The sequence below is a fragment of the Flavihumibacter cheonanensis genome, from assembly GCF_022352215.1.
GTDB lineage: Bacteria > Bacteroidota > Bacteroidia > Chitinophagales > Chitinophagaceae > Flavihumibacter > Flavihumibacter cheonanensis.
The window spans coordinates 29,358-42,591 of record NZ_JAKRWF010000006.1; the positions used below are offsets into that span (position 1 = coordinate 29,358).

17 protein-coding genes are annotated in these 13,234 nt (G+C 44.6%); 12 read left to right on the plus strand and 5 right to left on the minus strand.

From position 1 onward, the window contains the following. Nucleotides 1–26 precede the first annotated feature (26 nt). From MD536_RS19960 to yidD, 7 genes are all read left to right on the plus strand, one after another. On the plus strand, nucleotides 27–539 hold the full coding sequence (locus MD536_RS19960; RefSeq protein WP_239603388.1) for an OmpH/Skp family outer membrane protein: 513 nt from the start codon (nucleotides 27–29) through the stop codon (nucleotides 537–539). Between the two features lie 68 nt (nucleotides 540–607). Continuing rightward, on the plus strand, nucleotides 608–1,114 hold the full coding sequence (locus MD536_RS19965) for an OmpH/Skp family outer membrane protein (protein WP_239603391.1): 507 nt from the start codon (nucleotides 608–610) through the stop codon (nucleotides 1,112–1,114). A gap of 69 nt (nucleotides 1,115–1,183) precedes the next feature. Continuing rightward, a complete protein-coding gene (gene murI / locus MD536_RS19970) occupies nucleotides 1,184–2,014 on the plus strand; it encodes a glutamate racemase (RefSeq protein WP_239603393.1) in 831 nt (276 codons plus the stop codon). Further along, nucleotides 2,011–3,645 carry a beta-N-acetylhexosaminidase gene (locus MD536_RS19975; protein ID WP_239603395.1) on the plus strand — a complete coding sequence of 545 codons (1,635 nt, stop codon included), beginning with the start codon at nucleotides 2,011–2,013 and terminating at the stop codon, nucleotides 3,643–3,645. Before murI ends, MD536_RS19975 begins: the two co-directional genes overlap by 4 nt. Before the next feature lie 139 nt (nucleotides 3,646–3,784). Then, nucleotides 3,785–3,940 (plus strand): 50S ribosomal protein L34, encoded by a 156-nt coding sequence (rpmH, locus tag MD536_RS19980; protein WP_072038984.1) that lies wholly within the window; start codon nucleotides 3,785–3,787, stop codon nucleotides 3,938–3,940. Between the two features lie 106 nt (nucleotides 3,941–4,046). Continuing rightward, nucleotides 4,047–4,445: a ribonuclease P protein component gene (gene rnpA / locus MD536_RS19985; RefSeq protein ID WP_239603397.1), complete on the plus strand. Its 399-nt coding sequence runs from the start codon at nucleotides 4,047–4,049 to the stop codon at nucleotides 4,443–4,445. A gap of 2 nt (nucleotides 4,446–4,447) precedes the next feature. Then, nucleotides 4,448–4,681: a membrane protein insertion efficiency factor YidD gene (yidD, locus tag MD536_RS19990; protein ID WP_239603399.1), complete on the plus strand. Its 234-nt coding sequence runs from the start codon at nucleotides 4,448–4,450 to the stop codon at nucleotides 4,679–4,681. Between the two features lie 200 nt (nucleotides 4,682–4,881). On the opposite strand, the gene MD536_RS19995 is transcribed toward yidD, so the two are convergent. The 4 genes from MD536_RS19995 to MD536_RS20010 all read right to left on the minus strand — a co-directional run bounded on the left by MD536_RS19995 (nucleotide 4,882) and on the right by MD536_RS20010 (nucleotide 7,158). Then, entirely contained in the window at nucleotides 4,882–5,475 is a 594-nt protein-coding gene (locus tag MD536_RS19995; RefSeq protein ID WP_239603401.1) for a hypothetical protein, read from the minus strand. A 61-nt stretch (nucleotides 5,476–5,536) separates the two neighbouring features. Next, nucleotides 5,537–6,142 carry a superoxide dismutase gene (locus MD536_RS20000; RefSeq protein ID WP_239603403.1) on the minus strand — a complete coding sequence of 202 codons (606 nt, stop codon included), beginning with the start codon at nucleotides 6,140–6,142 and terminating at the stop codon, nucleotides 5,537–5,539. Between the two features lie 133 nt (nucleotides 6,143–6,275). Beyond that, nucleotides 6,276–6,647, minus strand: a complete 372-nt coding sequence (locus MD536_RS20005; RefSeq protein ID WP_239603406.1) for a hypothetical protein — start codon at nucleotides 6,645–6,647, stop codon at nucleotides 6,276–6,278. 70 nt (nucleotides 6,648–6,717) lie between these two features. After that, nucleotides 6,718–7,158, minus strand: a complete 441-nt coding sequence (locus MD536_RS20010) for a nucleoside deaminase (RefSeq protein ID WP_239603408.1) — start codon at nucleotides 7,156–7,158, stop codon at nucleotides 6,718–6,720. 3 nt (nucleotides 7,159–7,161) lie between these two features. Between MD536_RS20010 and MD536_RS20015 the strand changes: the two genes are divergently transcribed. Together MD536_RS20015 and MD536_RS20020 are read left to right on the plus strand one after the other, a co-directional pair. Then, complete coding sequence (locus MD536_RS20015; RefSeq protein ID WP_239603410.1) at nucleotides 7,162–8,604, plus strand: aldehyde dehydrogenase family protein; 1,443 nt, start codon at nucleotides 7,162–7,164, stop codon at nucleotides 8,602–8,604. 62 nt (nucleotides 8,605–8,666) lie between these two features. Continuing rightward, nucleotides 8,667–9,215, plus strand: coding sequence for a glutathione peroxidase (locus MD536_RS20020; RefSeq protein ID WP_239603412.1), 549 nt, complete (start codon nucleotides 8,667–8,669; stop codon nucleotides 9,213–9,215). Nucleotides 9,216–9,217: 2 nt separating this feature from the next. Here the strand turns inward: MD536_RS20020 and dusB are convergent, their stop codons facing one another. Further along, a complete protein-coding gene (gene dusB / locus MD536_RS20025; RefSeq protein ID WP_239603413.1) occupies nucleotides 9,218–10,252 on the minus strand; it encodes a tRNA dihydrouridine synthase DusB in 1,035 nt (344 codons plus the stop codon). 76 nt (nucleotides 10,253–10,328) lie between these two features. Here dusB and MD536_RS20030 point away from each other — a divergent pair, with 76 nt between their 5' ends. Genes MD536_RS20030 through pheS form a run of 3 tightly spaced genes read left to right on the plus strand, consistent with a single transcriptional unit; the run spans nucleotide 10,329 to nucleotide 13,228 of the window. Then, entirely contained in the window at nucleotides 10,329–11,282 is a 954-nt protein-coding gene (locus MD536_RS20030; protein WP_239603415.1) for a CPBP family intramembrane glutamic endopeptidase, read from the plus strand. 14 nt (nucleotides 11,283–11,296) lie between these two features. Beyond that, nucleotides 11,297–12,145, plus strand: a complete 849-nt coding sequence (locus tag MD536_RS20035; protein ID WP_239603417.1) for a phosphatidate cytidylyltransferase — start codon at nucleotides 11,297–11,299, stop codon at nucleotides 12,143–12,145. Nucleotides 12,146–12,196: 51 nt separating this feature from the next. After that, complete coding sequence (pheS, locus tag MD536_RS20040; protein WP_239603419.1) at nucleotides 12,197–13,228, plus strand: phenylalanine--tRNA ligase subunit alpha; 1,032 nt, start codon at nucleotides 12,197–12,199, stop codon at nucleotides 13,226–13,228. Nucleotides 13,229–13,234 lie beyond the last annotated feature (6 nt).

The window sequence follows — 13,234 nt, forward strand, 5'->3', positions numbered from 1 at the left end:
ACATAATAACTGTAAAATAGATAGTTATGAAAAAACTACTGATTCTTGGTGTGGCTTTCCTGTTATCTGCAGTAGCAGTTCAGGCACAACGCTATGCAATTGTGGATACCCGTTATATACTGGATAAGTTGCCGGAATATAAAGAGGCTCAGGAAGCGCTGAACAAAACCAGTGAAATCTGGCAGGCTGAAATTGACTCAAAGCAACAGGCACTCAATAAATTATACAAGGATTATGAGGCTGAGAAAGTGATGTTGAGCCCTGAGCTGCTGAAGAAAAGAGAAGACGAAATCTTCAACCGGGAAAAAGAAGTTCGGGAACTCCAGCGGCAACGTTTTGGGTTTGAAGGAGATCTCTTCAAAAAACGCCAGGAACTGGTGAAACCCATACAGGATAAGGTTTACGCCGCCATTCAGAAAATCGCAGTGGCCCGGATGTACGACTTTATTTTGGACAGAAGTGAAGGAATTACTGTTATATTTGCCGACCCCAAGCTCGATAAAAGTGAAGATGTGCTTAGGGAATTGGGTGTTAAATAACGTTAAATTAGACGAATTAAGACAACTAAAACCAAAACGAAAACAACTTAAAGTAACAAAAACATCGCATGAAAAAAGTTTTATCTGTTCTGATGGTGGCGCTTGGAATCGCAGCGTTCAGTCAGTCTGCACAGGCGCAGACCAAAATTGGTTATATCAGCTTTAATGAAATCGTGGCCCTAATGCCTGAAGCGAAAAAAGCTGACTCTGCATTGGTTCAATTCCGGGATGCTTTAATTCAGAGCGCACAGGAAAAAGAAACTGCTTTGAATGAAGCTATTAATAAGTTCAACGCAGATTCTGCAAAAATGACACAAGCTGTGAAGGATGTTAAAAGAAAAGAATTACAACAAAAGCTGACTGAACTTCAGGGTGAAGAGCAGCGCATTCAGCAGGAATTGCAAAAGCGCCAGGAAGAACTGAGCGAGCCTATCCAGAAAAAAGCAATGGATGCGGTTCAGGCTGTTGCCAAAGAAAGTGGATATGCGTATGTATTACCAAAGGAGTACCTGATTGTTTCTCCTCCCGGTGATGATTTGCTCCCACTGGTAAAGAAAAAATTAGGTCTTAAATAACGATACTTTTCACAGGCTCTGTATGAACGCCGGGATAGCATCCCGGCGTTTGTTATATTTGGCAAACTCATGGAAAAGCAACTGGCACCCATTGGTGTATTTGATTCCGGTTATGGGGGATTGACGGTTCTGAAAAAAATCGTTGATATATTGCCTGCGTACGATTATCTCTACCTTGGAGATAACGCAAGAGCGCCTTATGGTACCCGTAGTTTTGAAACGGTCTATCGCTATACACTGGATTGTGTAAAGTGGTTTTTTGCGCAGGGGTGCCCACTCGTAATTCTTGCTTGTAATACAGCCTCTGCAAAGGCATTAAGAAGTATTCAACAACAGGATTTGCCACAACTTGCGCCAACAAATCGCGTTTTGGGGGTTATCCGTCCTACAACCGAATTGATTGGGACCTTAACCAAAACGGGCAAAGTGGGTATTCTAGCCACCAAAGGAACGGTCAGTTCTGGGTCTTACCCGATTGAAATTGAAAAATTTTACCCCGGTATTTCGGTTTATCAGGAGGCCTGCCCAATGTGGGTACCACTGGTTGAAAACAATGAACATGCCGGGATGGGTGCTGATTATTTTGTGAAAAAGCATCTTGATTCCTTATTGGAAAAGGACAACTCAATAGATACCCTTTTACTGGCCTGTACTCATTACCCGCTGCTGATGGATAAGATAAAGCAGTTTCTTCCGGGGGGTATCCAGGTTATTTCGCAGGGAGAAATTGTCGCGAATAGCCTCTCGGATTATCTTCAAAGACACCCGGAAATGGAAAAGCGTTTGTCCAAAACCGGTAGTAGAAGGTTTTGTACGACGGATGATATAACAGATTTTGAACAACATGCCAGCCTGTTTTACGGAGCAGCAATAAAGGCAGAAAAAATTAATCTCACATGATTCGGATGCTGTTAGCATTAATGGTAGTATGTATAAGTTTTATTGCATCGGCACAAAGCAAACCAGCTATAGTGCCCGAACCTGTTCAGATGGAAATGCTACCAGGGAAGGGTTTCCAACTTACGGTAGCTACCAGTATTGTAACCGACAGTAGCTGGATGGTACAGGCGAATTATTTTCAGCAGGAAATAGCTAGGCAAACTGGTTTGACGCTTCCGGTTTGGGCGGCCAATGACATGAAAACACCTAAAAAGTCAGCAATATATTTGGTGAAAGACTCCGTATCGTTGAATCGCCCGGAAATGTACCTGCTGCAGGTTTATCAAGGGGCCGTTAAGCTGAGTGCTGCAGGTGTTCGTGGATTGGTAAACGGCATGCAAAGTTTTCTCCAGTTATTGCCATTAAGAGTTGTGACTTCCATCGAGCTGCCCGCTCTTTCAATGCTGGATTATCCGAGATTCACCTACCGGGGTATGCACCTGGATGTAGTTCGCCACATTTTTCCGGTTGACTATATCAAAAAATACATTGACTATCTCACGTTTCATAAGCTTAATACGTTTCACTGGCACCTGACTGATGACCAGGGATGGCGGTGGGAGGTCAATTCCTACCCCAAATTGAATAGCATCGGATCCTGGAGAGACTCCACCCTTATTGGACATTTTAAAGATCAGCCAGCCCGCTATGATGGAAAGCGCTATGGTGGGTTTTATACAAAGGCAGAAATACGGGAGATCCTGGAATATGCAGCCGTAAGAGGCATTACCGTAATACCGGAACTTGATATTCCTGGTCATAGTCGGGCTACCATAGCCGCCTATCCTGAATTCAGTACTCGTCCGGATACTACCTGGAACGTTGCAACTACCTGGGGAATGTACAACCGGCAGAACAATGTGCTGGCACCCAATGCCGCAAGTTTTTCCTTTTTAAGAACTGTCTTTCAGGAATTGACCGAGTTATTTCCTTCCACCTACATTCATTTGGGAGGAGACGAATGTTCCAAACTCTGGTGGAAACAGGACCCTGCCACACAGGTATTTATGAAAGAGAAAGGGCTAAAGGATGAAACGGCACTTCAGACTTATTTCATAGAACAGGTTGCCGGATATTTAAAAGAATCGGGCAGAAAAGCGATTGGTTGGCATGAAATTGCTGAAGGAGAACTGGATACGGCAACCCTCATTATGAACTGGGGAAATGAAAAGCAGGCACTGGCTGCCGCTCGTAAAGGCTTTTCACTGGTCATGTCGCCCGGAAAACCTTTTTATTTTGACCATTATCAATCAAAAGATCCGAAAGATAGCCTGGCGATTCACGGTTACAATCCGTTAGAGGCAGTTTATAAATATGATCCTGTTCCTGCTGCGTTCAGCAAGGAGGGATTGGCACATAAAATCATTGGGGGACAGGCGAACGTCTGGACGGAGTATATGGAATATTCAACCAAGGTAGACTATATGATCTTTCCAAGGATGTCTGCAGTTAGTGAGGCGCTTTGGACGCCGGCTGGCAGGAAAAATTACCCGGATTTCCTGAACCGATTGGAAAAAACGATCATTCCCAGGTATCAGTTTTGGAATAGTTCCTGGTTTCCTCATTACCGGCAATGGGGAATGAGAGATTAAGCCTTTTTTATTCCAATATTTTATTACCTTTGCCGTCCCTTTCACGACACAAGCGGGTATGGTGGCCCGATGTGATTGGAAATCAGCTGACTGGCTCTCCACAGGAAGCGAATTTTTGAGTTGTAAAAACCATTGAAAAATGAAAAGGACATTTCAACCACACCGTCGTCGTCGTAAAACCGTTCACGGTTTCCGTAAGCGCATGCAAACTGCTAATGGCCGTAAAGTGCTGGCCAGCCGTCGCGCAAAGGGTCGTAAGAAACTCACTGTTTCTTCTGAAAGCAAGCTGAAATAAGCAGGCCGCCCTACGCGGTTTTCGATGATACGCATTAGCTCTGATCCGATTAGGACCAGAGCTAATTTTGTTTTCAGCCTTTCTGAGTAACTTACTCATCCGGAACATGCAGCAAAAAATACATTTGTATACACTTAAAGCAAGGGAACGGCTCAAACATCGAAAGAAAATAGATGCGCTGTTTACAACAGGACAAAAGTTTTCCCAGGGTGAAATCCGGGTGGTATTTACTACAAGCCCGGCTGAAGGCCGGATCCGGGTGCTTGTTGGGGTGGGGGTCAGTAAGCGTTATTTCAAAAAAGCGGTGGACCGAAATCTTATTAAAAGAAGGTTGAGGGAGGCTATCCGGCTGGCTAAGCCAGCTTTTGAAACAGAAATTGAGCAGGTGGGTATCCACCTGGATCTCTTTTTTCTATTTACCGGCAAAGAGATTATCGGATTTGATGTATGCCAGGAACTGGTAACAGCAGCATTTAAAAAATTAGTCCGCAAAATGAAACCGTAAAAATGCCTCAACTCCTAAAAAAAATTGCCAGCTTCCCTTTTATCGCTCTTATCAAGCTATATCAATGGCTGATTTCTCCAATTCTGGGGCCCAAATGCCGTTTTACCCCTACCTGTTCCCAATATGGGTTGGAAGCGTTTAGAAAACACGGCCCGATCAAAGGTTTTTGGCTAACGCTGAAACGAATTTCCAGATGCCATCCCTGGGGTGGTAGTGGGTATGATCCGGTGCCATAAAAGGTGAAAGGTGAAAGATGAAAGGTGATAGAGGGTGAAAGGTGAAAATTACTGGAGTAAAACAAAGTGGGTACCGGAAGTCCGGCACCCACTTTATTTTAGGTTGAAATCCATCTAAAAACAGGTGAATTTTGGTTTCTTCATTTCACCTTCCAATCGTTTCACCCTTTTTCACCTTTCACTTTTCACTTTTCACCCTATTATTGCTTCAACATATTCGTCAGCCGATCCAATGTTGCGCGGGCGTCTTTATTGGTGATGAATTTGTAAACCTCAGGAACTTTTCCATCTTTATCGGGGCTAAGCGATGCAGGAATCCCTCTGTAAGGGCCAACAACTATAGCGTTGTCTTCAGCACTGATTTTTTTGAGATCACCTGGAGCCAGAAAATGATTTTTCCGCTCAGGAGTAACATTGGTGCCCACCATCAATTGCTGTAGGCTGTCCATACGATTCATCAGTTCTACCTGCGTAATTCTGGACTCCCGGGTACTGGCATCCCCAAATGATTGAAGGGATCCAATTAATGTATCTTTTTTCAGATTCAATAAATAAACGCCAGGTTCTGTAACAGTCAGGTCTCTGCTACCGGTTCCGTCATTTAACGTGATTTTGTCTCCTTTGAGTGTAATAACTTCTTCATTATGCTGGGTACCAGGTTCAAATTGAATGGCATCACCAGTTTGAGAAACAGTAAATTTTCCGCTTGCCATCACCACCACTTTTTTCTGAGGAGGTGTGGAACAGGCTGCTAAAGCAAGTAAAGCAAGACTTCCAAAGATCAATTTTTTCATGGTATCGCTTTAAAATAAAGATCCCGCCCTTGGCGGGATCTCTGGTTTGAAAAATCAGGTATTATTTGGCAGCAGCGAAACGCTCAGCCACTTTTGACCAGTTGACAACATTCCAGAATGCTGACAGGTAATCAGCTCTTCTATTCTGGTATTTCAGATAGTAGGCATGTTCCCAAACATCAACGCCCAGGAGAGGAGTTCCTTTCACTTCAGCAACATCCATCAATGGATTATCCTGATTTGGGGTTGAACTGATTTCCAGTTTTCCATCTTTAACTATCAGCCATGCCCAACCGCTTCCAAAACGGGTCATGCCGGCAGTTGCAAATTTTTCCTTAAATGCGTCAAAGGAACCGAAGGCAGCGCTAATGGAATCAGCCAAAGCGCCAGTCGGTTGGCCGCCTGCGTTAGGTGCCAGGCTTTCCCAGAAGAAAGTGTGGTTCCAGTGACCACCACCATTATTACGTACTGCAGCAGAAATAGATCCCGCGGCAGCTACGAGTTCTTCAATTGATTTATTTTCATTCGGAGTGCCGGCAATAGCTTTATTAAGATTATCAACATAAGCCTGGTGGTGCTTTCCGTGGTGAATCTGCATGGTTTGTGTGTCAATATGAGGCTCCAGTGCATCATGAGCATATGGGAGCGCCGGTAATGTAAATGCCATAGAATAACTATTTATGATGAATAAAAATGAGGCTACCGAAAGGAGTAACAAATTTAATGGCTCAGGGCCAGAGCGCAAAACAATAAAAAAGCCATCCCGGCGAGGAGATAGCTTTCTATTCTGATACAATTTGTTAAAAAGGGTTACATTCAAAATCTGCCAGGTCGATGGCATCCCAGTATGTCAACCAGTAGTCAATTACATTTCCCTGCTGAATCATGCCTTCCGATCTGTTGTAAAAAGACTGTACTCCAAAGCGACTGAAATTACCGTAAACAACGGCTCCTCTCAGCGGTGTAAATCCGCCCCAGCTGCGGATCACAGTATATCCATAACGGGTTTCTACAACAAAAAAATCACAGTCGAATCCGCTATAAACAACCACCCCTCTTTCCTGGCTTAACCAGTAACGTTCATCAATAACCGGCCCTGGTTCAACATAAGTGCGTGTACAGGAAGCAAGTACCAGCACGAGAGGTAAAAAAAGGAGTAGCATTTTTTTCATGGCCTTGAGTTTTATACAACATAGACCATAAAGCAGGTTTGGGGCTTAACAAGGGATTGTTAAAATCAATTCACCGCCTGGCTCTGAAAAAACGTTTCATCAGTTCCGCTGCTTCTTCCGCCAATACCCCATTGCGGATAATAGCTTTCGGGTGGAAAGGAGACTGGTCGCGTGTAAGACGTGCGAATCCGTTTTTTTCATCTGAAGCGCCCCATACAATTTTGCTAAGTTTACTCCAATAAAGGGCTCCTGCACACATCAGGCAGGGTTCTACAGTTACATAAAGAGCGGCATCAGGCAAGTATTTAGCACCAAGAAAACTGAATGCAGATGTGAGGGCAATCATTTCAGCATGTGCAGTTGGATCATTCAGCTGCTCCACCTGGTTATAACCCCGCGCAATAATCCGATCATTGATCACAACCACCGCACCCACCGGCACTTCTCCGGCATCATATGCCTGACGGGCAAGTACCAGTGCCTGTTTCATAAAATGTTCATCCGAAAGCATAGGATGAAGGTACAGAAAACAGGATTGAACCAGGATTGCATACAATTGTTGTATTTTGAAAGTATGATACCAGATATTACCCAGGAACAATTGGATGGATTAAAGCAGCGCTTTCAATCCGGATTGCTGGCAGCTTATAAAGCTCGTATACAAATTCTCAAACAGCTGAAGCAGTCAGTTTTTCGGAACGAAGCGGCTATTTATGATGCCCTTAAAGCTGATTTGCATAAATCAAAAGAGGAATCATGGGTAACCGAAATTGGTATCACAATCGCCGAAATTGATCATGCCATTCGACACCTGAAACAATGGATGCGTCCTCGGAGAGTGGCAACCAACCTGGTAAATCTTCCATCGGCCAGTTACCTCTATCCTGAACCACTGGGTGTAGTATTGATTATTGCTCCCTGGAATTATCCTTTTATGCTGTTGCTTGGTCCAATGGTGGGCGCATTGGCAGCAGGTAATCTGGTTGTAGTAAAGCCAAGTGAGTATGCTCCTGCTACTGAAAAAATCCTGGGAAAAATCATTCAGGAAACCGCTTTACAGCAGGAAATTTTGTTTGCACCAGGAGATGGAGCGGTAGTAGTTCCCGCCATGATGCAATCTTTCCGGTTTGACCATGTGTTTTTTACAGGAGGTACTAAAGTTGGAAAAAAAATATACGAAATGGCTGCCTCCAAACTTGTGCCGGTTACCCTGGAGCTGGGCGGTAAGAGTCCCTGTATTGTGGAAGAGGACGCCAGGGTTGAAGTGGCTGCCAGAAGGATTGCTGTTGCCAAGTTTTCTAATGCCGGACAAATCTGTATCGCGCCTGATTACCTGCTCGTGCATGAGCGGATTCGTGAAAGACTGGTTGAAGCCATCAAGTTAAATATCCGGAAATTTTATGGTGAAAATCCGCAGCAATCCGGGGATTATTGCCGCATCATCAACAAGTCTCAATTTGACCGGCTCAATTCATATTTAAAGGGAGGAGTTTTGCTGCATGGCGGAAACAGTGATGAAAGGGATCTCTATATTGAACCAACCCTGATTAAACCCGAATCGCTTTCAGTTCCAATTATGCAGGAAGAAATTTTTGGTCCCATTTTGCCGGTTTTCAGTTTCAGTACAAAGGAGGAGGCACTGGCGATTGTGCAGCAACATCCGAATCCGCTTGCTTTTTATGTTTTTACATCCAGCAGTAAAAAAGAGGAGGACTGGATTCAAGCCATACCAGCTGGAACCGGATGCATAAATAATGCTGCCTGGCAGTTTACCAATGCGGCGCTTCCCTTTGGTGGGCGGGGCGATAGTGGAATTGGGGCTGCACATGGAAAATTTAGTTTTGATCGCTTCACGCATTATAAAGCTGTTATGAAAACACCCGCCTGGTTTGACCCTGCCATCAAATATCCTCCTATGAAAGGAAAGCTTTCACTGTACAAAAAAGTAATTGGATGAATCATAAACACACAGTCCTGTCTGTCCGCCAACGCTTATTAAAATTCATTTATCCACTCCTTATGAAATTGGGGAAATGGACGGGAATGAAGGCCGCAGTTCTTTCCAACAGGGATGAGAAAAAACCACTTACGTCAATCTATAACCGAACTGTTTACCTGGCCAGTGGACAACAATTGCCGCTTGAACAATTCAAAGGGAAAAAAGTATTATTGGTTAATACTGCATCGGATTGCGGATACACTGCACAATACGAAGAATTGCAGCAGTTGTATGAGCGATTCCCGGATCGGTTAAATATACTGGCCTTCCCGGCTAATGATTTCAAAGAACAGGAAAAGGGTGATGATGCCTCTATTGAACAATTCTGCAAATTAAATTATGGGGTTAGTTTTCCGGTTGCAAAAAAATCGAGTGTTATACCCGGTCCCTCCCAACATCCGGTGTTTCACTGGTTGTCGAATCCTGCAGAAAATGGATGGTGCAACAAGTCTCCGGAATGGAATTTTTCCAAATATCTTTTAAATGAAGAAGGTGTGTTAATCAATTATTTTGCCCCTGGTGTGTCACCATTGGATGTATCGGTAATTGAAGCGGTAAACAACGGTTAGGATTAGTCGCAATTATAAGATAGATTATCCATTTCTACCTGCCGGCGTTCAAACTGGAAGCCGGTGTATACACGAATGATTTCATCCAGCACAGCATCAATTTCTTCAACCGTTTTGAAAGTTACCAGTTTGAGGCGGTATTCCTTGATGTTGGGCAATCCTTTCAGGTAATTGTTGTAATGCCGTCTCATTTCATTAATGCCTGGAACCAGTCCTTTCCATTCAACTGATTTGTGAAGATGTCTGCGGATCACATCAACTCGTTGCTCTATAGTTGGAGGGGTCAGATGCTCACCTGTGGCAAAAAAATGTTTGATCTCATTGAAGATCCAGGGATATCCGATAGCAGCTCTGCCGATCATAATACCATCTATACCGAATCGCTTTCTATAGTCAAGTGCTTTCTCCGGTGAGTCAATATCTCCGTTGCCGAAAATGGGAATCTGGATTCTGGGGTTATCTTTTACCCGGGCAATATACGTCCAGTCTGCTTCACCCTTATACAACTGACTGCGCGTTCTGCCGTGAATGGCCAGGGCTTTGATGCCGGTATCCTGTAAGCGCTCTGCCACTTCACCAATATTAATGGAGTCGGCATCCCAACCCAGGCGGGTTTTGACTGTTACGGGTAGGTTGGTGGACCGCACACAGGCAGCAGTGAGCCGAACCATCAGGTCAATATCTTTCAATACAGCAGCTCCGGCTCCTTTAGTCACAACTTTTTTAACCGGGCAACCGAAATTAATATCCAACAGGTCAGGTTGAACCGTGTCCACAATTCGTGCGCTCATCGCCATGGCTTCTTCATCGCCGCCGAAAATCTGGATTCCAATGGGGCGCTCCGCTTCGTAGATATCGAGCTTTTGGCGGCTTTTGATCGCATCCCGGATTAGCCCTTCGCTGCTGATGAATTCCGTATACATCATATCAGCTCCGTTCAGTTTACAAACTGCCCGGAAGGGGGGATCACTCACATCCTCCATGGGAGCGAGTAGAAGTGGAAAATCCGGAAGTTCTATGGAGCCTATCTTCACCATGCCGCTGTTTGAAAACGGCAAAGTTACGCCATAAAATGCCAGTTCTGCCCAAAAAAACGCATCTTGCAGGCATCGTATGAATACTTATCTGAAGTATAAACCCGCCTGGTTGCAACTGGTCGTTTTTGGCAGCCTGACGTTCGGGATGTATTTGGCATTGGGCTTGGTAGCATTTTATGGAATTGCCCAGGGTATGGGAGTAACTCTGGAGGATATCCAGCAGATGAATCTCGAAAAGTCCGGAGTGGTTGCAGCACTGAAATGGTTGCAGGCCATTTTGAGTGTTGCCATTTTTTTATTGCCGTCTATTGTTTTTGCCTACTTGAGTGATCGCCGTCCATTTGCCTATATTGGTCATAAAGCGCCCCAGCCCTCCAGTTTCTGGTGGATAGGAGTGGCACTTATGTTGCTGGCCTATCCGGCCGCCTCCTGGCTGAATATGGTAAATCAGCAAATCCACTTGCCTGCAGCTTTTAAGTCGATGGAAGCGTCCATGCGGCTGGCGGAAGACAATGCCATAAAACTGATGAAGGCTTTCCTGGATATGAAAAGCCCGACTGATCTGATCGCCATGCTTTTTCTCATAGCAGTATTACCTGCAATCTGTGAAGAGTTTTTTTTCAGGGGAATACTGCAGCGCCTGTTTATCCAGATTAGTCGGCGTCCCTGGATTGGCATCCTTATTACTGCTGTCCTCTTTTCTGCATTTCATGGCCAGTTTTTTGGTTTTTTTCCCAGGCTTTTACTTGGCATTCTGTTAGGTGCGATTTACTGGTACAGTGGCAGTATCTGGCCGGCCGTGCTTGGCCATTTTGTGAACAATGCCGTACAGGTGATCCTGGTCTATCGTAATAAAAACTTCATAGAACAGGAGCCGGTAATAGAACCTGTTTATGTTATCCTGAGTGTATTGGCGATAATTGGAATTACCTGGTTTATGCAACGAATTTCACATACTCATTTCGGAGAGTTGTACGATACGGATGATGATCTTATACTGCCTTCCCGAAGAACCAACAATGATGTATAACCGAATGTACTGCCATGGCGTTTAACTGGAAAACATTCTGGACCCGGGCATCCACCGCCCTGATTTTTGTTGCGGTAATGCTGACCGGCTTGTTCTGGAATCAGTATGCTTTTTTTCTGCTGTTCACTGTTATCCATTTTGGGTGCTGGTATGAGTATCAGCAACTGGTTGGGAAATTTGAACCCCGCTATACTAAAATCACACCGGTTCATCGTTGGGCTGTTCAACTAGCAGGCTGGTGTGTACTGCTTTATTTCACCGGTGATCAGTTTGTTTGGGGAGATCTGTCGCTGCATGCAGTCGGTTGGTGGTTGGGGCTATTGTTACTATTCATGCTGCCGATAACGGAACTTCTTTTTTCCCGGAATATTGAGTTGATAAACATCCGCTATTCCTTTTTGGGTGTCTTGTATATCTCCCTCAGCTTCGGCCTGCTCATGCATTTGCGTGCCTTGCCAGAAATTGGCAAAATCGCACCACTTGCCATTATTTTTACCATCTGGATAAACGATACAATGGCTTATCTCGTAGGATCAATGATTGGCCGCACACCTTTGAGTGCCATTTCTCCCAAAAAAACCTGGGAAGGTACATTAGGGGGCATCCTGCTGGCCGTTGCTGCAATTTCAATTTGGGCATGGCTGATTGATTTGCCTGTGCCTCATGCCATCGCAATTTCCCTGATTGCCGCAATCAGCGGAACAGTTGGCGACCTGCTGGAAAGTAAACTGAAAAGAATGGCAGGTGTTAAGGACAGCGGACAAATCATGCCCGGTCATGGTGGATTTCTCGACCGGTTTGATTCTTTATTGCTGGCTACACCCTTTGTATGGATCTATTTCCAGTTATTCATCCTTCGATAAGCTGTTTCATTCCTGCGCTGCTTCTCAGCCTGGCTTCTTATCTTTGTTGATATGGAAATGATCGTTAAGCAAATTGAAGCATACCGGGAAGAGATCAATGGCCTGGAAATGAACGGACCAGCCTCCCTGGAGGAATATCGCCTGAAATTCTTAAGTACTAAAGGAATTGTAAAGTCTTTGTTCGGAGAGATGAAAAACATTCCTGCTGACCAGAAAAAAGAATTCGGTGCTGTTCTCAATGCATTCAAACAGTTTGCTGAAGAAAAATATGAAACCTGGAAACAATTGCTCGAAAGCCAGTCTGACCAGGGGCCGGCGGGAATAGATTATACCCTTCCCGGCGATCCTCTGCCTGTTGGTTCACGTCATCCCATTAGTCTGGTACGAAACGAAATTCTGAGCATATTTCGCCGGCTTGGATTTTCTGTTGCGGAAGGACCGGAAATTGAAGACGACTGGCATAATTTCTCTGCATTGAACCTGCCGGAAAATCATCCTGCGAGGGATATGCAGGACACCTTTTATCTCAATCAGAATCCGGATTGGTTATTGCGTACGCATACCAGTAACGTGCAAATCCGCGAAATGGAAAAAGGCAAATTGCCGATACGCATTGTAAACCCCGGACGTGTATATCGAAACGAAACCATTTCTGCAAGAGCCCACTGTTTCTTCCACCAGGTAGAGGGATTGTATATCGATGAACAGGTATCCTTTGCCGATCTGAAACAAACACTTTATTTTTTCGTGCAGGAATTGTTCGGGAAAGAAGTAAAGATCCGTTTCCGGCCTTCCTATTTTCCTTTTACAGAACCCAGTGCGGAAATGGATATCAGTTGCCTGCTCTGCAATGGAAAAGGTTGTAATGTTTGCAAACATACCGGTTGGGTCGAGATTTTGGGGTGTGGAATGGTACATCCTCAGGTATTGGAGAACTGCGGCATTGATTCGAATAAATATACCGGCTATGCTTTCGGAATGGGCATTGAAAGAATCACGATGTTGAAATATCAGATTAATGACCTTCGCCATTTCAGTGTGAATGATGTCCGGTTCCTTCAACAGTTTACGGCAAGTATCTAAATGGAT